A 21,639-nucleotide genomic window follows, 5' to 3' on the forward strand; every position below is an offset into this window, starting at 1 on the left:
AGATGTTTGATTTGGGATTAAACTTCTTCAGCTTTTTTCCCAAAGTCTTTCGGGAAAATTAAAAAACGTGATAAAATAAGACCTGGAATAGTGGCGATAAAAACCCAAATAAAGAAGTTTTGATAGCCTAAAAATTGTTGTATATAACCGCTTAGCATTCCCGGAAGCATCATTCCTAATGCCATAAAACCGGTCGCAATTGCATAATGTGAAGTTTTAGATTCGCCCTCAGCAACATGAATTAGATACATCATGAAACCGGTGAAACCAAAGCCGTAACCAAATTGTTCCAATACAACTGTAATGCAGGTATAGAGATTTAGAGGGGAGTTTATTTCAAAAAAGTAGGCGTTTATATGCAGGTGAAAAAGTTCTTCGGGTTGAAAATGAGCTAATCCAATAAAACCAAGTATCGGTAAATGCATGGCCAGAAACATCGGAAGCATCCATTTGGTGAGGCCGTGTTTAGAAATGGCAATTCCACCTAAAATTCCACCTATTGTTAAAGCAAGAATTCCTAATGTTCCATAAATAATTCCAACAGATTCGGTATTCAATGCCATTCCGCCTAATTTTTTTTCATCCAATAAAAAAGGACTTAACATTTTGAGGAGCTGCGATTCGCCTAAACGAAATACGAGAATAAAGGTCAATACCAGTCCGATTTGTTTTTTCTTAAAGAAACTGGCAAATACAGAACCGAAGCTTTTTTCGTGCGCTTCTTTAGCCGTTCCTACGGTATTTACTTCACTATTTGGTGTGAAAATAAAATTGTATGCCGTAATAAAAGCCATTAATAAACCTACTGCAATCATGGTATACGACCATGCTTTCGTATTGTCTCCGTATTTATTTTCCAGATGCCCCGCAAATAATACGATTAAACCGTTTCCGGCTAGCATAGAGAGTCTGTAAAAAGTACTTCTGATTCCGAGGAAAAATGACTGTTGTTCTTTTGGTAGCACCAACAAATAGAATCCATCGCTGGCTACATCATTCGAAGCAGAAGCAAAAGCTGCAACCCAGAAAATAGCCAAACTCATCAGAAAGAAGTGATTCAACGGAATGATAAAACCAACCAATAAAAAGGCAAGTGAAATTACAAATTGCATGGCTAAAAACCATTTTCGTTTTGTTCCGTGCAGGTCGATAAAAGGACTCCATAGAGGTTTGATTACCCAAGGCAAGTATAATAAACTAGTATAAAGACCAATATCTTCATTGCTGATCCCTAAGTTTTTGTACATCAGTACCGAAACAGAGATAATTACGGCGTAAGGCAAGCCGGACGCAAAATTAAGAAGTGGAATCCAAAACCAGGGTTTATTATCTGTTTTCATTTGGTTGAGCTGGGGAATAGATTTTAAATGTCTTTTTTAAGTCGATTGTGGTTGGGGTACTTTCGTTTGCAAAATAATCAATAAATGTCACAGCACAAGCTTTATACTGATTCATTTTTTGAGCCAGTACAGAGAATGTAATTTGATTATCAATTTCATGAACCGTTATTTTATCTACAATTTGAGTGGCATCATTCGTATTGATTTTTGAAATATGATCGGCTCCGTAAAGCACCATATAACGGACTTTTGTATTGAGTGGTGATTTGATAGAAAACGTATAAAAAGAGCTGTCTTTTACAAATTCAGTCACAACCGGAATATCGATTACAATTCGTTTTAAATTCGGAACAGCCGGTGGAAGTGCCGGATATTTGTATTGATTTTCTTCTAATAGACGTACGATGTCAAAGTTTTTACTAGTGAACCATTTGGCGCTGAAATAGGCACTTCCGGTTACGTTTTTGTAGCTTCTGGCAAAATTAATCTGAGTTGGAATTTCATTGGCAAAATTCCAGCTTTTATCAGCATCACCTCTGATTTTATAAGAAGCGTGACCAATATAAATCGCTGTATTGTTAGAGTTTTCAGACCACCATTTTACTAATTTTGAGTAAGAAGCTCTCGAGTTATTCATACTCCAATACAATTGCGGCATAATGTAATCGATCCATTTTTGATCCATCCATAAAACAGGATCAGCGTACAAATCATCATAATTAGAGGTTGATTGCGTATCGGAACCTTTTGGATCTTGAGATTTGTTTCGCCAAACGCCAAACGGACTAATTCCGAATTGAACCCACGGTTTGCTTTCTTTAATTGTAGTAGAAATGGTGTGCACAAAATTGCTCACATTGGCACGACGCCAATCGCTAAGACTTAAACCTGCGCCATATTTTTTGTACGATGCGGCATCGTTAAATGTTTTTCCGGGAACGGTGTACGGGTAGAAATAATCATCAAAATGAATGGCATCAATATCATATTTATCAACCACTTCTTTCACGACTTTAGTCAAATGGGACTGCACTTCAGGCAGCGCAGGGTCATAATAGATTTTTCCTGCGTATTCAATCATCCATTCCGGGTGTTTGAACACGTCGTGTGTCGGACTTAAAAGTTTTTTGTTTAAGTCGAAAGTAGCACGATAGGGATTCAGCCAGGCGTGAAATTCAAAACCTCTCTTATGCGCCTCTTCAATCATCCAGGCCAAAGTATCGTAATACGGGCTTGGTGTAACACCTTCTTTACCTGTTAAAAAACGCGACCAAGGAGCCAGTTCTGAAGGATAAAAAGCATCACCAACGCTTCTGATTTGTACAATTACCGCATTGAAATTTAGTTTTTTATAAGTGTCTAAAATTTCAAGATAATCTGCTTTTTCTTTCTCAACATTGTCCGTATTTGTTTTCGGCCAGTCAATGTTTACAACGGTTGCAATCCAGACTCCTCTAAATTCGTTTTTGGGGTGCATTGTTTTTTCTTGAGAATTCATCGTTCCTCCAAAGAACAATAAAAACAAAATAGAGTATATGAAGTGCTGGTTTTTATGCATTTTAATCTTTTTTAAACAGGTACCAAAAATAGTTTTTTTAGGTGAGTATAAGAAATTATAATTAGAGGATATTTATCGAGTGTTTTTTGTTGTTTTTTATACTTTTAATATTCTTTTGCACTTGTCAAAAACAGACAAAATTCAAAATCAAGAATTGAAAGCTGCTTTTATTTGACGGAACAATTAAACGAATTTTTAATTGCTATTTTAAGTTAATTGCGGTTGGAGCACTCTCGTTTGCGGCATAATCGATAAACGTCACAGCACAAGCTTTATATGGTTTCATTTTTTGGGCAGGTATCGAAAATGTGATTTCGTTATTAATTACATGAACCGCTATTTTGTCAATAATTTGGCTGGCATCATTAGTATTGATTTTTGAAAGGTGTTTGGCTCCGTAAACTACCATATAACGAACTTTAGTATCCAACGGCGATTGAATTGAAAACGTATAAGCAGCGCTGTTTTTCGCAAATTTATTTACAGTTGGAACAGCAGTGATGCTTCTCTTTAAATTCGGAACAGCGGCCGGAAGCGCAGGATATTTGTATTGGTTTTCTTCTAACAGACGTACGACATCGTAGTTTTTACCGTTGAATGATTTCGCACTGAAATAAGCGCTACCATTTATATTTTTGAATTCTCTTAAAAAATCAATTTGAGTTGGGATTTCAGTAGCAATATCCCAGCTTTTATCAGCATCGACTTTAATTTTATAAGCCGCATGGCCAATATAAATAGGGGTGTTGTTTGAATTTTCTGCCCACCATTGCACTAGTTTCGAATAAGAAGCTCTCGGATTGTCCATACTCCAATACAGTTGCGGTGCGATATAATCGATCCAATTTTGATTCATCCATAAAACAGGATCGGCATATAAATCATCGTAATTGGTTGAAGTCGTTTGCGTATCAGAACCTTTCGGATCGACTGATTTATTGCGCCAAACCCCAAAAGGACTAATGCCGAATTGCACCCAAGGTTTGCTCGCTTTTATGGTGGTGGAAATCGTGTGTATAAAATCGCTCACATTCTTGCGACGCCAATCATCTAAGGTCAAACCCGATCCATATTTAGTAAAAGAATCGGTATCGTTGAAAACTTTTCCGGGAACGGCGTAAGGGTAGAAATAATCATCAAAATGAATGGCATCAATATCATAGGTATCGACCACTTCTTTTACGATTTTGGTTAAATGCTCCTGAACTTCCGGTAATGCTGGATTGTAGTAGATTTTATCGCCGTATTCAATCATCCATTCGGGATGTTGGAAAACGTCATGAGCAGGACTCAAAATTTCTTTGTTTAAGTCGAAAGTAGCACGATAGGGATTTATCCAGGCGTGAAATTCAAAACCTCTGTTATGCGCTTCTTCAATCATCCAGGCCAATGCATCATAATACGGATCTGGGGGAACACCTTCTTTACCGGTTAAAAAACGTGACCAAGGAGCCAGTGCGGTCGGATATAAAGCATCTCCAACACTTCTGATTTGCACAATTACGGCATTAAAATTTAGTTTTTTATACGTCTCTAAAAGTTCAAGATAATCGGCTTTTTCCTTTTCGACATTGTCGGTGTTGGTTTTGGGCCAGTCAATGTTTACAACGGTTGCGATCCAAACACCTCTAAATTCGTTTTTAGGGTGGCTTGTTTTTTCTTGTGAATTCATTGTTCCTGCGAACAACAACAAAGAGAAAATTGAAAATAGAAGGTGCTGTTTCTTATTCATTTTACTGTTTTTAGGGAGCTACATTAAACTATAGTATTACGGTATTAAAAGTATAATTTTCATTTAGTATTATACTTTTAATATTCTTTTGTTTTTGTAAAAAAGATATAAAATACCGTGCCAGATTAAAACATAAATCAAAGCTCCGGCAAGCGATGCCATCATAGGATTGGAAAAGAACGGTGCGATCCAGAATTCGTACAAGTAACGTTGAAGATTAATTGTTTCGCCTACTAATTTTGGATTTGGAAATTGAATCATAGCCAAGGAGCGCGGAATAATACCTGATGCAAAAAACACCAGCATTGGATTAACGCCCCACATCAGGAAAGGTTTAGTTCCTTTTTGTATTTTTTTGATGTCGATAATGTAGTATAAAATCGTGAGGAACAAAGTAGCGAGACCCGCAGTAAATAAAACATAAGAACTGGTCCATAACGATTTGTTAAGCGGAAAGACAAGAGACCAGAGTAATCCTAAAACGATTAGAATTAAACTGATGAGGCCCATTTTTTTAGCTTTTTCATTTTGAGACACCGAACTGCCTAGGGTTTGTCCAATTACAACACCCAATAAGCCGGTAGCTATGGCTGGAAGGGTACTTAAAATTCCCTCAGGATCCCAGGTTTTAGTAGCGATGTACATGTGGTTTTCGAGAAAAAGAGTATCAATCCAAGTTGCTAAATTGGTTCCAGCGTTCAGATTGGGATGACCCATTCCGGGTATGGGAACGAGTGTCATAAGAGCCCAGTATCCTAAAAGAAGTAGAGCAATAATACTAAACTGTGTTCTCGTTGAAGTTTTCAAATAGAGTAGTGTGGCAAAAAAATATACAATTCCGATACGTTGCAGTACACCGGGAAGTCTTACTTGGGTAAAAGAAGTTATACCGCTATAAGCTAAAATCAAAAAGGAGCTAAAAAGAACCAAAGCGAGAATCAGTTTTACTTTTGCAGAGAAATTGCCCATTAAAGCATAACCAACGACAAAAGTCAGCACTAGTCGGATTACTAACAACGAAATTCCGGTAAGTCCCAAGAATTCGATACTATTGAAAAAATTTAAAAACAATCCCAAACAAATGATTCGTAAGGAACGGGTCAGGATTTTTTCGAACATTTCGCCATCGAATTTCTTGGTCGGAATCGCTAACGGAATCGCTGCTCCCATTATAAAAACAAAAAATGGAAAAACGAGATCGGTCGGTGTACAACCGTTCCATTCGGCGTGCAATAATGGCGGGAAAACAGTAGACCAGCTCCCCGGATTATTGACAATGGTCATCATTAATACAGTGAGTCCTCTTAATACATCAATCGAAATTAGGCGTTCTTTCATTAGAATATTTTTTTACTGCTTATTGTTTACTCACTGGCTGTGATTTTTTTTTAACACATAGATTCATAGTTTGCATAGCTTAAAAAAAGATCGTTTCACTTCAAATAAATCACATAGAACTAATTATAAAAACTATGATTTTCTTAAGCCGTCTTACATAAAAAAAAGCTATGTCTCTATGTGTTAAATCATGTTTATCGATGTTTTATTGTTAACTCACTGGCTGCGATTATTTTTTTTAACACATAGACTCATAGTTTGCATAGCTTAAAAAAAGATCGTTTCACTTCAAATAAATCACATAGGACTATGTATAAAAACTATGATTTTCTTAAGCTGTCTTGCATTAAAAAAAAAGCTATGTCTCTATGTGTTAAATCATGTTTATCGATGTTTTATTGTTAACTCACTGGCTGCGATTATTTTTTTTAACACATAGACTCATAGTTTGCATAGCTTAAAAAAAGATCGTTTCACTTCAAATAAATCACATAGGATTATGTATAAAAACTATGATTTTCTTAAGCTGTCTTGCATTAAAAAAAAATCTATGTTTCTATGTGTTAAAAATTGCAAGCAATAGCGAATCCGCACAAACCATCCCTAATCAGGAAATGAAATTTTCCCCATAGTAACAGAAGGAATTCCTTCCTTAGTCCCAAAATCGAAAGCTTTCCCCGAAACCGTCTCATTAGCCAAAACAGCAAACAAAACCGCCTCTTTAGCATCACTCGGAATTCCTAATTCATCGCTTTTATGAAACTGACAAGGCAATAATTCTTTCAACCATTTCACTAATAACGGATTATTAGCCCCTCCGCCGGAAATATAAATTTTAAAATCCTGAATTTTATGAGTCGTATTTTTTACTGAGATTTCAATAGCTTCAGCAATAGTTTCGGCACTAAAACGAGTTAAAGTCGCTAGTAAATCCGGCACGGTAATCTGATTTTGACCACTTTTCGATAAAGCCGTTTCAACATAATGATAACCAAAAAGTTCAGGGCCAATTGTTTTTGGAAATTCCTGACGGAAGAATTCGTTGTCTTTTAAATGATCTAAAAGGATCTGGTTTACGGTTCCTTGTTGGGCAATTTCGGCATCCTTGTCGTAACTTTTTTCAGGATAGTTGTGTTTTACAAAAAGGTCGATTAAAGTATTTCCGGTTCCGGTATCGGTTACAAAAGCTTCGTCAGCATTTAGAGAGGCGGGCAGGTACGTAAAATTGGCAATGCCGCCCATGTTGAGCATAATACGATTTTTACCCTTTTCCCCAAATAAAAAGTAATCACCATAGACAGCCAATGGCGCACCTTCTCCGCCTGCTGCTATATGTTTTTGTCTAAAGTCAGAAAGTGTTATGATTCCTGTTTTGACAGCTATGTGATCCCCATCGCCAATTTGTAAAGTGGCATTGGTGAATTTTTCTTGTCGGTGCAGGAATTTCGGAGCATGCAAAACCGTCTGTCCGTGTGATGCAATCAAATCGACAGCACTTGAAGCAATGTTCCATTTTTTTAAGAAATCGTTGATCATTTGAGCATGTAAAATGCCGATCCATTCATTTAGTAAAATCAGGTGTTCAAAATCAATTGTTTTTTTAGCAAAGACTTTTCGGATTTCGATTTTTATATCCTCGGTATAATCTACCGTTACAAATTCACGCAACTTAACAACCGTCTCTTTTCCGCTTCCTGAAATTTCGCATAAAGCAATATCGAGCCCGTCCAGAGATGTTCCGGACATTAATCCGATAATGGTACGCGTTTCTTTCTGTGCAATTTGGTAGAGATTACTGATGTTCTTGTTCATTACAATTAAATTTAAGGAAGCTGTTTTGGGTTGAATTTGCAAGGACTAAAATTAGATTATTTTGCTGTTAATTGGTCTAAAAGTATATTTTTTCGCTTGATTTTTTACTGGTGAAATAAAGTCCGACATAAGTGATTAAGGCATTTACGATTATCAATTCATTATCAAAAACATAACCGAAAATGGCTTTAGAGTTTTCACTTAATAAATACGTCAAGATTGGAGCCAGGATACAGAACCAAGGCACTAATTTGTCGTTTACGATTCTGTTTTTTTGCAATAATCCAAAGGCGTACAAACCTAATAACGGGCCGTAAGTATAAGAAGCAGCTTTAAAAACTAAGGCTACAACCGAGCTGTCATTAAAAGAATTCAATACAATAATGACCAAAAAGAACAAAAACGCAAAGGTCAGGTGAACCAAATGTCTGCGTTTTACATTTTTAGGATTTGAAATGTTTTCCGATTTGTCCATTCCTAAAAAGTCAACGCAAAAAGAGGTAGTCAAAGCCGTCAAAGCAGAATCTGTTGTAGCAAACGTGGCTGCAACAATTCCTAATAGAAATACAAAAGCGGGAACTATTGACAGATGATTCAGCGCAATTTCAGGGAAAAGCAGATCCGTTCTGGGTTTGTTTGTTACCAAATCCAGCGGTACTGTAATGCCGTTTTTGTCGGCGTACATATACAATAAGGCTCCCAAACTTAAAAAAAGAAGGCTGATCGTGACAAAGATAACCGTAAAGGTGTACATGTTTTTTTGTGCTTCGCCGATGTTTTTACAGCTGATGTTTTTTTGCATTAAATCCTGATCAAGTCCAACCATAGCAATCATTATAAACAATCCTCCTAAGAATTGTTTGGCAAAATGATACTTGTTTGTCAGGAAATCATCAAAGAAAAATGTTTTGGAATAATTACTGTTTCGAATGGCGGAAATAGATTCAAAGGCTGTTAAATCCAAACTGTTTAAAACAAAATATATGGTAATAAAAACGGAGGAAACCAAGAAGAACGTTTGCAAGGTATCGGTGATAATGATGGTTTTTAAACCGCTTCTGTAGGTGTATAAAAAGACAAAAGCTAAACCTGAAAAAACAGTAACCGGAAACGGAATGTGATAGTGGTCAAAAACATAGCGTTGCAATACAAGGATAACCAAATAAAAACGCAAAGCAGAACCAACGGTACGACTTACCAAAAAAATGGAGGCTGCCGTTTTGTAACTGTTTGGCCCCATTCTTTTTTCGATATAACTGTAAATTGAAGTTAGATTCATTCTATAGTATAACGGAAGCAATACTTTGGCGATAATGATAAGACCAACGGCTTGTCCCATTATAAACTGGAAATATTTGAATTGTTCTCCGTTTGGTGATCCAACTTCACCGGGAACAGAAATAAAAGTAAGTCCCGAGAGCGAAGTCCCGATCATTCCAAAAGCCACTAGGTACCATTTGGAGTTTTTATTCGCTTTAAAAAAAGAGTCATTGTCTTGTCCTTTTTTGCTAATGGTATGCGATATAAAAAACAAAAGACCAAAATAGACTACGATAAAAATTAGAATTGTACCTGATGACATCTTTTAGGGGGGTGTTTGTGAGATTGTTATATTTTGTTGTTTGCTAATAAAACGGCTCGTACACTTTTGTGTTCTTGAAGTAATGTCGCAGCCAAATCATATTCGATGTTTAGCTCCTCCATGATCATTTTGACGGCTCTTTTTACCAGTTTTTCGTTAGACAATTGCATGTCTACCATTTTGTTTCCTTTTACCTTTCCTAATTTAATCATGACCGAAGTCGAGATCATATTAAGAGCTAATTTCTGAGCGGTACCGGCTTTCATTCGGGTGCTGCCCGTAAGGAATTCGGGTCCTGTAACAAGTTCAATCGGATAATCGGCTTCGCGGGCAATAAGTCCCGTGCTGGTGCAGGAAATGCTTCCCGTTTTGACCTTGTTTTCTTTTGCTTTTTTAAGACCGCCCAATACGTAAGGAGTATTTCCCGAAGCAGCAATTCCGATAATAAAGTCCAAACTCGAAATCTGATATTTTTCCAGATCTTTCCAGGCCTGATTTACATCATCTTCCGCATTTTCAACCGCTGTTCGGATAGCGGTATCACCACCGGCAATAATACCAATGATCATGTCGGGTGGAACACCAAAAGTAGGAGGGCACTCAGAAGCATCTAAAACGCCAATTCTACCCGAAGTTCCGGCGCCTATATAAAACAATCTTCCGCCAAGTTGCATTTTTTTGACAATGGCTTTTACCAATTTTTCAATCTTCGGAATTTGTTGTTCTACAATTTGAGGTACTTTCCGATCTTCCGTATTAATGTTCGTAAGCAGTTCCAGAACACTCATTTGATCTAAATCTTGATATAATGATTCTCGTTCTGTTTCAGGGTTTTTATCTTTCATACTAAATGAATTAAATTTAGGGAATAAAAGCCAAGGGAATTCTTTTGAAATGCCTTGGCTTTTTGAGTATTATATTGCCGGATCAGCAGGAGTGTTGGTATTGTTATTTTTTTCCGAATCCGGATAAGGATACCAATTGCGATTTCTTTCGGCTCCGGTAAGACCGGCTCCCGTACGATTAAATCTTCTGCTGTCTTCCAGTTTTAAACTTGACATGTACATTTCGATACAGCGGTTTCTGTAGATTTGTTCCAAAACTGCGTCTTTGGTAACCGCTCCGACATAAGGAGGTAAGTTGGCTCCAATTCCGTAAGCATCTGTTGCGGTAGTTTTTGTCAAAACTTTATTTAATTCGATAATGGCTTGAGGTACATTGTCTTTTCTTGCGTAAGCTTCCGCTTTTAGAAGCATCATTTCTCCGGGTAAATAAACCGGAATCGCTTTTGTATTAGTATCAAAGAATCCTGTAGCCACCGTAGGATTGGAACCCGGTTTGATGTAAAAGTTTAATCTTTCGTCTGAAGCATTAGGGGTCAGACTTGCCGGTAATCCTAATGTTAAATTAACCGGTTGAAAAACATTGTTAGTCGTAATTGAAATAAAAGCAATCGGATTGTTACTGATCACATCAAATCCAAAAACCGATTTTACGTTTAAGTCAACCAATCCGGCATATTTTAAAGCATTGTCATTATCGCCTGTCATCATATACATTCTGGCCAAAAGCGCATAAACGGTATTTTTATAATTGATCGTATTAACTAAACCTGCAAAACCAGTTGCTTTGTCTAAGGAAGGTTCTGTAGCTTTTAAATAGGCAATTGCTGCATTTAAGACTTCGGTTCGGGTGTTGAAAGCCGCATTTTTTTCGGTTCTCAAAGGAACGTTCTGAAAATACTGTACCAAGGTAGAAAGTGCTAAAGCTTTAAAAATAGAAGCATGCACCAAGACACTTGCTCTTTCTGTTTCTGAAGTCAGTACATTCACGTTGTCGAGTATTTTTTGCGATTCAGAGTTTATGATGAGGCATTGGGACCAAAGGTTATTTACAACCGTGTTTTTGGTTGATAAAACTTCGCCACCAATAGAAAGTTCTCCTTCATCAACATTTCCGGCATTTAGTAATCGCAATTCCAATGTAGTGAATCCGTTGCCTGTTACTGTATTGTACACAGGGCTTATTCTGTCAATTGTCCAAAGCTGTTGCAAACCATTTGAGGCGCCAATAATTCCGTCTCGGGTACTTAAAACCATGTTTTGTGATGGTTTTGTCGGGTCTAAATACTCTTCGTTGCAACTCGTAAAAAGCAGGGCAAGACTTACTATAGGGATGAATATCTTTTTCATGATGTTTTCTTTTTTAATTAAAATTGAAATTTCAATGCTACTGAATAACTGCTCGGAATTGGCACCGTACCAAAGTTGTACTTCGCTACAGAAGACTGTCCACCGGAGTTGGTTTCCGGATCAAAACTGGTAAAATTATCCCAGGAAATTAAGTTTCTTCCACTTGCAGTTACCGTCAAATCATCAAAAAAGCTGTTTAATTTTCCAAACGAATAATTAAGCGAAACTTCTCTTAGTTTCAGATAGCTTCCATCAACAACTCTGAATTCTTCAATATTATAAACCGACCAGATATACCCACGAGGCAATTCGCCATTAAGTTCTTGTGCTACAATAGTTCCTGACCCTACACCTTGTCTGGTTCTGTAATCGGCATCAAATACATCACCTCCCTGAACCCCATCAAAAAGAATCGAAAAACCGAATTTTTTGTAGTTTAAATTCGCTCCAAACGAAATGATATAATCCGGATTCGGATCCCCGATTTCTTTGTTTAAAATTGTCCCCTTTGGTTGTCCTGAAGGATCACGCTGTGGTGTTCCGGTATTTACATCTCCTTTTTCGGTTTGTGGATAACCGGTTGGTGTAAGTAATAAACTTCCGTCCGGATTTCTGGCAAAATAAGTGCCGTAGAAAATACCAATTGGTCTGTTCATTTCAACAAAAACAGGCGCTCCGGCAAGGTTGCTGTCCAGTTTAAAACGCTGTTGAGGTAATCCGGTTACCTTGTTGCGGTTCGTGCTATAATTAACGAATACGCCAACAGTCAGATGTTCTTTTTTGATAACATCGTATCTAAGATTTAATTCAAAACCTTTATTGTTCATTTGACCAATGTTCTGAATTGTATTGGTTGCTCCTTGTGAAGCCGCCAGTTGCACCGGTAAAAGCAAATCTTCGATATCGGCATTATAGTAACTAAAAGATAAATTTAGACGATCTTTTAAGAAACCAAAATCCCCGCCGACTTCATAAGTAGCACTTCTTTCCGGTTTCAAATCCAGGTTTCCTTGTTTGAAACCTTCGAGTGTAAAGGTGGTATTACCAAGAAGTGTTCCTGTAGAATAGTTCGTAAAACGCGCATAAGGTCTGATCGCGGTTAAACTTCCCGATTTCCCCCATGAAGCTCTCAAACGGGCAGTACTCAGTACGTTGTCTATGTGCTGCATAAAAGGCTCGTCAGAAAGGACATAACTCAAACTCGCTTTTGGATAAAACTGAGACCTGTTGTCTTTAGAGAAAATAGTCGAAGCATCTTGTCTTCCTGCCAAAGTAAGGTACAGTTTTTCTTTGTATCCAACTGTTTCTTGTAAATAGTACCCCCATAAATTGTATTTGGACTGACTGGCGCTTGGTGAACCTGCGATTAAGGTATTAAAAGCATTAATGGATTCAACAAAAGGTTTTAAGTTGCGACCTTCAATAGCAGCGAAGTTGTCTCTGTAAGTTTGAATGTTGTAACCTCCAAAAGTGGTTGCTTTCCAGTTCGAATTAACGTTCCAAACATATCTTAAGTTCAAATCATTATTAAACTGAACCACTCTGTTAGTAGCTTCCGAAACATAACCATCGTTGTAATAAGCAGGATTGACTACATAAGGATATCTCGGAATGTACACATTTCCTCTTTGATTGTAATTGTCAATACCAAAAATCAAATCGGCATTGAAGTTTTTAAAAGGAACATAGTTCAATTGCAAATCAGAAATAATACGATCTGTATTTTGTTTGATTTTAAAAGTCTCTATAATTGACAAGGGATTAATTCTGTTTGGATCTACAGCCAATAAGTTTCCGTTGTTGTCTCTCTGATTGATATCATAGGTGTTGTTTGTAATATTTATGGAATTTATTGGGCTCCAAAAAACGTTTCCATCCGGTTTTTCATTCGAAGCCGAATTCACATAATTTAAACCCATTGTAGCCGATAGTTTAGAATTAAAGTCATGTTTTAATCTAATCTTGGCGCCACCTCTTTTAAAATCAGTGTTTTTTACGATTCCTTCGTTTGTCAGATAGCCTAACGAAGCAAAGAATTTCGTTTTTTCGTCACCACCCTGAGCAGAGAAATAAGTATCTGTACCAATTCCGGTGGTGAAAATATCATCTTGGTAATCGTAACGTTGTACGTCTATCGTTCTGGTCTCTAAATTTCTGCTCAGTACATTTACGGTAGTTGGACTTGCCGGATTTCCTTGAATCGGGAACAGAGCTGGAGAAGCGTTTACGAATTGTTTGTTAGATAGATTTACATCTACTTTTTTGCGTATGGTATTAGAAGTTAAACTGGTAGAAAAAGTATATCTTGTTTCTCCTGCAACTCCCTTTTTGGTCGTGATAAGAACCACTCCATTTGCCGCTCTTGACCCATAAATGGCTGCCGCAGCACCACCGTTTAAAACTTCAATGCTCTGAATGTCGTTCGGATTAATATCTGCTGATCTGTTTTGACCAATTTGCATGTTCGAGTTACCTGTCGTAACATTTAGATTGGTAACGTTTGTTGTGGCATTGTTTAGTACCACACCATCAATAACATATAAAGGATCTGAAGAGCCTAATATAGAAGACGTTCCTCTCAGTTTGATACTAAATCCTCCTGCAGGATCTCCCGAGTTTTGAGAAACTTGAGCTCCGGCAATTTTACCTTGTAGGGCAGTAGATAAACCTCCGGGTTGTGCCTTTACTAAATCTTCTGCTTTGATACTGGTTACGGCATTTCCAAGTTCTTTTCGGGTTGCACGTACGGTTGATCCTAAAACTACAACTTCAGAAAGTGTGTTGAGTTCCTCTTTCATTTTGATGTTTAACGAAGTAGTGGCTGAGGTAACTTTAATTGTTCTTGAAGCAAAGCCAATAAAACTGAAAATCAAATTGTCATTTTCGTTTGCCGCAATGCTAAATTTTCCGTCTAAATCGGTGATTGCACTTTTGGAAGTTCCTTCAATAAGGATCGTCACGCCGGGTAAAGGAAGGTTGTCGGTTGTACTTATAATAGTACCGGTTACCGTTTTTGTCTGTGCAAAAAGTGGCTGCGCAAACAAAAGAACTCCAAATAAAATAAATAGTAGTTTTTTCATTTTAAGGTTTTTTGGATTGGTTAGAGGATTGAAATGTATAAATTATTTTGGTAAATTGCAAATTTATGCGTGAAATTTTGTTTTTGTGTAAGATAATGCATAATAACGCAAACTGTTTACGATTTTTTTATATCTTTACATTCCCTTTTTGATTTAAAAGAGACTTTTCTTTTAAGAGGATTCTAATAGACTAAGTTTTATATTTGAAAAAAAATCAGAGTACATGTTGAAACGAGAAAGACATCAGTATATCATGGATAAATTTCAGGAGACTGAAAAAATTAATACCATCGACCTTGCCATTGAACTTCATATTTCTGAGGACACCATTCGAAGAGATTTTAATGAACTTCATAATAAAGGATTGATTAATAAGGTGTATGGTGGCGCTTTTCTGGTGAAATGCAACTCCAAAAACGTTTTTGATATTGCCATAATCAACGAAGAAAAGAAAATAGTTGTAGGGCAAAAAGCCTTGGCTTTTTTGAAAGAAGGACAGGTAATCATCATGAGTGGTGGAACTACAAACCTGTCTTTTTGCAAATTAATTCCAATAGATTTTTCGGCTACCATATATACGTATAGTCTCCCAATCGCGATGCAATTGTCGCAGCACCCCAATATTGAACTGATTTTTATAGGTGGAAAACTGCAGAAAAATGCAATGGTGACCATTGGTATCGATGTGGTGCACGTTTTGTCTAAAATCAAAGCTGATATTTGCTTTCTGGGCGTCAGCAGTATTGACGAAAATCAAGGACTTACCGAAATGGGCTATGAAGTATCGGTAGTTAAAAAAGAAATGATCAGAGTTTCCGAAAAAGTGATTGCCATGGCAACCTCCGATAAAATTAACGGAAAAATGATGCACAAAGTCTGCGGCTTAGAACAACTACATGCCGTAATTACAGATTTGAATCCCAAAAGCCCTAAGGTTAAAAACTTTGTTGAGGCCGGGGTTACTGTATTGTAAGTTTTTATGGTGCTGAGGTGTAGAGGGGCAAAGTTTTTTTAACGTAAAATAAAGCAAGTGTACAGCTTGAAAACTTGGTTTTGCGCGTTAAAAATTTGTTTTTAATGAAAAAAACTCAGAACCTCAAAAAGAAGTATTTTTGTAGTTTAGAATAGATAATAAATCAAGATTTTATGTCAATACATAAGGAGTTGCAGCAATTAGCAGAATCATTAGAAGGTACACTTTTATACGATGATCTTCATAAAACGCTTTATTCGACCGATGCTTCGGTCTATCGAATGAGACCAAAAGCGGTGGCATTACCTAAAACCAATGAAGACATAAGTAAGCTGATTCGGTTTGCGGCGCGACATAATGTTTCGATTACGCCCAGAACTGCCGGAACTTCTTTGGCAGGACAAACGGTTGGTGACGGAATTGTGGTTGATGTTTCTAAGAATTTTACCAAGATTCTGGCTTTTGATCCGGTTAAAAAAACGGTTACCGTACAGCCTGGTGTGATTCGGGATGAATTGAATTTATTTCTAAAACCTCACGGTGTATTTTTTGGACCCAATACTTCGACTTCAAACCGATGTATGATTGGCGGAATGGTTGGGAATAATTCGTCCGGAACAACTTCGATTCGATATGGAGTAACCCGTGATAAAATTGTAACCATTAACGCAATTTTGAGTGATGGTTCCGAAGTGGTTTTTAATGAAATTACTTCTGCAGAATTTGTCGAAAAGACCAAAGGTGATACGTTAGAAAATAAAATATACAAAAATATTTTCGTAGAACTCTCCGATAAAGCGGCTCAGCAGGAAATTATAAATGAATTTCCGAAACCTGAAATTCACAGAAGAAATACGGGCTATGCAGTCGATCTTTTGTTGAAGTCGGATTTGTTTGGAGGAACAGAACCTACTATTAATCTGGGAAAACTGCTTTGCGGAAGTGAAGGAACTTTAGCTTTTACCACGCAAGTCACGCTAAAAGTAGATGATTTACCGCCAACGCAGAATATTATGGTGGTGGCGCATTATCACAGCATTCAGGAATCTCTGGAATCTGTTGTAGTGGCAATGAAACACCATTTGTATACTTGCGAAATGATTGACGACATTATTTTAGAATGTACAAAAACAAACAGAGAGCAAGCTAAAAACAGGTTTTTTCTGGTGGGAGAACCAAAAGCAATTATGATGTTTGAGTTGGCTTCTCATAGTATGGAAGATGCAGAACTACAAGCAGAGGCTCTAATTGCCGATCTGGCGAAGAATAATTTTGGGTATGCTTCTGTAAAAATTTACGGAGCAGATATAGATAAAGTTGTTGATTTAAGAAAAGCAGGTCTTGGTCTTCTAGGAAGTATTGTTGGTGATGATAAAGCAGCCGATTCTATTGAAGATACAGCGGTAGAATTGAGCGATTTACCCAATTATATAGCCGATTTTACGGCCATGATGGAGAGATATGGACAAAAAGCAATTTACTATGCACATGCCGGAGCCGGAGAATTGCATTTGCGCCCTGAGCTAAATTTAAAGAAAAAAGAAGACCTCGTTCTTTTTAGAACGATTGCAACCGAGGTAGCTATTTTGGTAAAGAAATATCGCGGTTCCTTGAGTGGTGAGCATGGCGATGGTATGGTGCGAGGAGAGTTTATTCCATTTATGGTGGGAGAAAAAAATTATGAGTTGTTGAAAAGGCTCAAATTGGCTTTCGATCCCAATTCAGTTTTGAATATCGGGAAGATTGTAAACGCTCCTAAAATGGATGAAAATCATCGTGTAATTTCAGGCAGAGTAGAACCGGATATTAAAACGTTTCAGGATTTTTCAGATAGTTTAGGGATTTTACGTGCTGCCGAAAAATGTAATGGTTCCGGAGATTGTCGAAAATTACCATCGGCAGGAGGAGCAATGTGTCCGAGTTATCGCGCCACAAAAAATGAAAAAGAAACCACACGTGCCAGAGCCAATGCACTGAGAGAATATTTGACGTATTCTGAAAAAGAAAACAAATTCGATCAAAAAGAATTATACGAAGTTTTTGAGTTGTGTGTGAGTTGTAAAGCCTGCGCCAGTGAATGTCCAAGTAATGTTGACGTGGCAACCTTGAAAGCAGAATTTTTATACCAATACCAAAAAGCTAACGGATTTTCGACCCGAAATAAGATTTTTGCCCACAATGCAAAATTGAATAAAATGGGAAGTGTCTTTCCGTCGATTACGAATTTTATTTCGAATCAATCTTTGGTCAAAAAAAGCATGGGTATTGCTCCCGAAAGGCAAGTCCCGTTATTAGCAAAAAAAACGTTCAGGAAATGGTACGACAGTCAGAAATCAAAAGGCAATGATTTTCCGAATGGGAAAGTGTATTTGTTTAATGACGAATTTACCAATTATTATGACGTTAATATCGGAATCGATGCTTTTGAACTCTTAACAAAATTAGGGTATGAAGTTCTGGTTGTAGCTCATGAAGAAAGTGGTAGAACCTATCTGTCTAAAGGTTTCCTCGAAGAAGCCAAAAAGATCGCCAATATAAATGTTGGGGTTTTTAAAGAATTAGTTTCAGAGGACACACCGTTAATCGGAATCGAACCTTCTGCAATTTTGACTTTTAGGGATGAATATTTGCGTCTGGCAGATGATAAAGAAAGTGCTGCTAAAGTGTCTCAAAATGCATTTACAATTGAAGAATTCTTTAAAAAAGAAATTCTAAAAGGGAAAATTACAGCCGATTCCTTTTCGGAAGAGAAAAAAGAAATCAAGATTCACGGGCACTGTCATCAAAAATCATTGAGTTCAATCGAGGCAACGTTCGCGATGCTGAATCTGCCGAAGAACAATCTGGTTACGATTTACAATTCGGGTTGTTGCGGTATGGCGGGATCTTTTGGTTATGAAAAAGAGCATTATAAAGTAAGCATGCAAATGGGAGAAGATACCTTATTCCCAAAAGTACGCTCAACCGCCGAAAATGTAAAAATAGCCGCTGCAGGAACAAGTTGTCGCCATCAAATCTACGACGGAACAAGCCGGGAAGCACAACATCCGGTGAGTATTTTGAAGAGTTGTCTGAAGTAAAAAAGTTAGACACGAATTACACGAATTTTCACGAATTGGAATTTTTAGTTTGTGTAATTGATGGTGAAAAAAAAAGTTAGACACGAATTGCACGAATTTACACGAATTAAAATTTTTTAAATTCGTGATGAGAAAATATTTTGCCACAGATTTAAAGGATTAAAAAGATTAAATAATCTGTGTGAATCATTTTAATCTGTGGCAAGAAAAAAGTTAGACACGAATTGCACGAATTTACACGAATTAAAATTTTTTAAATTCGTGATGAGAAAATATTTTACCACAGATGCAAAGGATTAAAAGATTAAATAATCTGTGGGAATCATTTTAACCAGTAGCAAAAAAAATAATTCGTGAAAATTCGTGTAATTCGCGGCAAAAAAATCTGCTAAATCTGCGTGAAAAAATATTTAACCACAGATTAAAAAGATTAAATTATCTGTGGGAATAATTATTAATCAGTGGCAAAAAAATAATTCGTGAAGATTAATACAATTCGTGGCGAGAAAGAATCCTAAATCAGTTCGAATCATTTCAATAAGTGGCAAAAAAAACAATTGGTGGAAATTCGTGCAATTTGTGTTCAAAAAAAGAATCACGAAACCCAAATAAAATAAAATCGTTTTATATATTTGATTTCAGGATAAAATTTGCATTATTTGTAAAATAAAAGCATAAAGTCCGAAATATATTAATTTTTAATCGTAAAACCTTATATGGCATTTTCAAGTTTATTTCGAAAAAAAACAGTACAGGAAATTCTAAAACAAGTTGCAAAAAATGATGCAGACGGTCATAATGCATTAGGCAAACACTTGACTGCTCGTGACTTAACCGCTTTTGGTATAGCTGCAATTGTTGGAGCAGGAATTTTTAGTACAATCGGTAAAGCCAGTGCCGATGGAGGACCAGCAGTAATTTTTCTATTCCTTTTTACAGCAGTTGCCTGTAGCTTTGCCGCTTTTGCTTATGCAGAGTTTGCATCGATGGTACCGGTTTCTGGAAGTGCTTATACGTATTCTTATGTTGCTTTTGGAGAAATTATAGCCTGGATAATTGGCTGGGCGTTAATTATGGAATATTCGGTCGGGAATATAACCGTCGCCATATCGTGGAGTGATTATTTTACAGGACTCCTGGCCAGCGGAGGCATTCATCTCCCGCAATGGGTTCAAATGGATTATTTGACCGCTTCAAACGGCTTTAATAACGCAACAGCTTTAATGCACAGCGGAAAAACATTCGAGAACTTAGAACCGGCTTTACAATCGGCTTATACGGCCTGGAATACCTCTCCGGTTTTATTTGGTTCTTTTCACTTCGTAGCCGATCTTCCGGCTTTGTTGATTATTATTTTAATTACAGCATTGATTTACCGCGGAATGAAAGAATCTCGTAATGCGAGTAACATCATGGTTGTTGTAAAACTTTGTATCGTACTTCTGGTTATTGCAGTGGGTATATTTTATGTAGATACAACCAATTGGCATCCGTTTGCACCAAATGGAGTAAGTGGAGTACTAAAAGGAGTGTCAGCAGTATTTTTTGCTTATATCGGTTTTGATGCCATTTCTACAACTGCGGAAGAATGTAAAGACCCACAAAGAGATTTACCACGCGGAATGATGTGGGCAATTATCATCTGTACATTATTATACATTGCAATTGCTTTGGTTCTGACCGGAATGGTGCGTTATAATGAATTAAATGTTGGTGATCCGTTAGCATTTGTGTTCGAGAAATTAGACTTAAAATGGATGTCAGGAATTATTGCCGTAAGTGCGGTAGTAGCAATGGCGAGTGTTTTATTGGTTTTTCAAATGGGACAACCACGTATCTGGATGAGTATGAGTCGTGACGGATTGTTGCCAAAACGTTTCTCAAAAGTACACCCAAAATTCAAAACACCTTCTTACGCTACTATTGTTACGGGTTTTGTGGTGGCAGTTCCTGCCTTGTTTCTGAATCTTACTATGGTAACAGATTTATGTAGTATTGGAACCTTATTTGCATTCGTTTTGGTTTGTGCCGGAGTTTTGGTTTTGCAAAACAAACCGGAGATCCCAAGAGGGAAATTCAAAACGCCTTATGTCAATTCACAATATATAATGCCGGCTTTTTTAGCGATCGGATTGATTTTTGCTTTTGGATATAATAAAAAAGCAACAATGAGTTTTATTACAAATGAAACTCAAATCAATAGTTCAGCTGATATTATTACGTCACTTGATAAAAATGATTCCGAAAAAGTTTTCAATTATCTGAAAAGTATAGATGTTCAGAATAAAACTTCAGAAACATCCGATTTAGAACATTTATTGAGTCAATACCAAGATGATGAAGTAAAATATGCTGAGGTTGTAAAAGGTTTACCAATCAATGATTCCTTAAAATACGAAAGTGGATTAAGTTTATTCAAACACAAAATTCCAATGTGGATTTTCTTATTGGTTTTAGGCGGATTAACAGTATGGGCATTCAGACAAAAATTATCATTGATCCCACTTTTAGGTTTAATCTGTTGTTTGTATATGATGGCCGAATTGAGTGTTTGGAACTGGATTTATTTCACTGTTTGGTTGCTTATTGGTCTTTGTATTTACTTTGGCTTTAGTAGAAAAAACAGTAAATTGAATTTGGTAGAAAAAGTGTAATAAATCATTAATTCTAATATAAATGAAGGCCGTTCTGATTGTTCAGAACGGCTTTTTTTTGTTGCCACGAATGGCGCGAATTTGCATGAATTAATTTTTGCCACAGATTAAAAAGATTGGCGCAGATTATTTTATCACTAAGTTTTAAATTAAATCTGCTTAAATCTGCCAGATCAGCGTGCGTTAAAAGACATTTGATTGCTAAATTTGTGACTAATTTTTCAGCCACAGATTAAACTGATTAAACAGATTAGCACGGATTATTTTTATATTAAACGTGTTTAAATATGCTGGATCT

At 36.8% G+C, this 21,639-nt stretch carries 12 protein-coding genes; 3 read left to right on the forward strand and 9 right to left on the reverse strand.

The window, feature by feature from the left end:
• Window positions 1-17 precede the first annotated feature (17 nt).
• From AB674_RS15990 to AB674_RS16030, 9 genes are all read right to left on the reverse strand, one after another.
• Window positions 18-1,340 carry an MFS transporter gene (locus tag AB674_RS15990; RefSeq protein WP_047778218.1) on the reverse strand — a complete coding sequence of 441 codons (1,323 nt, stop codon included), beginning with the start codon at window positions 1,338-1,340 and terminating at the stop codon, window positions 18-20.
• Window positions 1,327-2,898, reverse strand: coding sequence for a glycoside hydrolase family 10 protein (locus tag AB674_RS15995; protein ID WP_047778220.1), 1,572 nt, complete (start codon window positions 2,896-2,898; stop codon window positions 1,327-1,329). Before AB674_RS15995 ends, AB674_RS15990 begins: the two co-directional genes overlap by 14 nt.
• A 202-nt stretch (window positions 2,899-3,100) precedes the next feature.
• Window positions 3,101-4,630: a glycoside hydrolase family 10 protein gene (locus AB674_RS16000; RefSeq protein WP_047778222.1), complete on the reverse strand. Its 1,530-nt coding sequence runs from the start codon at window positions 4,628-4,630 to the stop codon at window positions 3,101-3,103.
• Window positions 4,631-4,699: 69 nt separating this feature from the next.
• On the reverse strand, window positions 4,700-5,968 hold the full coding sequence (locus AB674_RS16005) for an acyltransferase family protein (protein ID WP_047778223.1): 1,269 nt from the start codon (window positions 5,966-5,968) through the stop codon (window positions 4,700-4,702).
• 603 nt (window positions 5,969-6,571) lie between these two features.
• Window positions 6,572-7,780, reverse strand: a complete 1,209-nt coding sequence (locus tag AB674_RS16010) for an anhydro-N-acetylmuramic acid kinase (protein ID WP_047778309.1) — start codon at window positions 7,778-7,780, stop codon at window positions 6,572-6,574.
• A 76-nt stretch (window positions 7,781-7,856) separates the two neighbouring features.
• A complete protein-coding gene (locus AB674_RS16015) occupies window positions 7,857-9,362 on the reverse strand; it encodes a sodium:solute symporter (RefSeq protein ID WP_047778225.1) in 1,506 nt (501 codons plus the stop codon).
• A gap of 26 nt (window positions 9,363-9,388) precedes the next feature.
• On the reverse strand, window positions 9,389-10,207 hold the full coding sequence (gene murQ, locus AB674_RS16020) for an N-acetylmuramic acid 6-phosphate etherase (RefSeq protein ID WP_047778227.1): 819 nt from the start codon (window positions 10,205-10,207) through the stop codon (window positions 9,389-9,391).
• A gap of 69 nt (window positions 10,208-10,276) precedes the next feature.
• Window positions 10,277-11,554 (reverse strand): RagB/SusD family nutrient uptake outer membrane protein, encoded by a 1,278-nt coding sequence (locus AB674_RS16025; protein ID WP_047778228.1) that lies wholly within the window; start codon window positions 11,552-11,554, stop codon window positions 10,277-10,279.
• 17 nt (window positions 11,555-11,571) lie between these two features.
• On the reverse strand, window positions 11,572-14,634 hold the full coding sequence (locus AB674_RS16030) for a SusC/RagA family TonB-linked outer membrane protein (RefSeq protein ID WP_047778230.1): 3,063 nt from the start codon (window positions 14,632-14,634) through the stop codon (window positions 11,572-11,574).
• 223 nt (window positions 14,635-14,857) lie between these two features.
• Here AB674_RS16030 and AB674_RS16035 point away from each other — a divergent pair, with 223 nt between their 5' ends.
• The 3 genes from AB674_RS16035 to AB674_RS16045 all read left to right on the forward strand — a co-directional run bounded on the left by AB674_RS16035 (window position 14,858) and on the right by AB674_RS16045 (window position 21,341).
• A complete protein-coding gene (locus AB674_RS16035; protein WP_047778231.1) occupies window positions 14,858-15,607 on the forward strand; it encodes a DeoR/GlpR family DNA-binding transcription regulator in 750 nt (249 codons plus the stop codon).
• A gap of 173 nt (window positions 15,608-15,780) precedes the next feature.
• Window positions 15,781-18,687, forward strand: a complete 2,907-nt coding sequence (locus AB674_RS16040) for an FAD-binding and (Fe-S)-binding domain-containing protein (RefSeq protein ID WP_047778233.1) — start codon at window positions 15,781-15,783, stop codon at window positions 18,685-18,687.
• 716 nt (window positions 18,688-19,403) lie between these two features.
• Window positions 19,404-21,341, forward strand: a complete 1,938-nt coding sequence (locus AB674_RS16045; protein ID WP_047778234.1) for an amino acid permease — start codon at window positions 19,404-19,406, stop codon at window positions 21,339-21,341.
• Window positions 21,342-21,639: the final 298 nt, after the last annotated feature.

Origin of the sequence: Flavobacterium sp. ABG (assembly GCF_001027725.1) — a bacterium.
GTDB lineage: Bacteria > Bacteroidota > Bacteroidia > Flavobacteriales > Flavobacteriaceae > Flavobacterium > Flavobacterium cupriresistens.

Coding starts and splice junctions, on each gene's coding strand:
- AB674_RS15990 (WP_047778218.1), bottom strand. CDS start 1,340: ATGAAAACAGATAATAAACCCTGGTTTTGGATTCCACTTCTTAATTTT.
- AB674_RS15995 (WP_047778220.1), bottom strand. CDS start 2,898: ATGCATAAAAACCAGCACTTCATATACTCTATTTTGTTTTTATTGTTC.
- AB674_RS16000 (WP_047778222.1), bottom strand. CDS start 4,630: ATGAATAAGAAACAGCACCTTCTATTTTCAATTTTCTCTTTGTTGTTG.
- AB674_RS16005 (WP_047778223.1), bottom strand. CDS start 5,968: ATGAAAGAACGCCTAATTTCGATTGATGTATTAAGAGGACTCACTGTA.
- AB674_RS16010 (WP_047778309.1), bottom strand. CDS start 7,780: ATGAACAAGAACATCAGTAATCTCTACCAAATTGCACAGAAAGAAACG.
- AB674_RS16015 (WP_047778225.1), bottom strand. CDS start 9,362: ATGTCATCAGGTACAATTCTAATTTTTATCGTAGTCTATTTTGGTCTT.
- murQ (WP_047778227.1), bottom strand. CDS start 10,207: ATGAAAGATAAAAACCCTGAAACAGAACGAGAATCATTATATCAAGAT.
- AB674_RS16025 (WP_047778228.1), bottom strand. CDS start 11,554: ATGAAAAAGATATTCATCCCTATAGTAAGTCTTGCCCTGCTTTTTACG.
- AB674_RS16030 (WP_047778230.1), bottom strand. CDS start 14,634: ATGAAAAAACTACTATTTATTTTATTTGGAGTTCTTTTGTTTGCGCAG.
- AB674_RS16035 (WP_047778231.1), top strand. CDS start 14,858: ATGTTGAAACGAGAAAGACATCAGTATATCATGGATAAATTTCAGGAG.
- AB674_RS16040 (WP_047778233.1), top strand. CDS start 15,781: ATGTCAATACATAAGGAGTTGCAGCAATTAGCAGAATCATTAGAAGGT.
- AB674_RS16045 (WP_047778234.1), top strand. CDS start 19,404: ATGGCATTTTCAAGTTTATTTCGAAAAAAAACAGTACAGGAAATTCTA.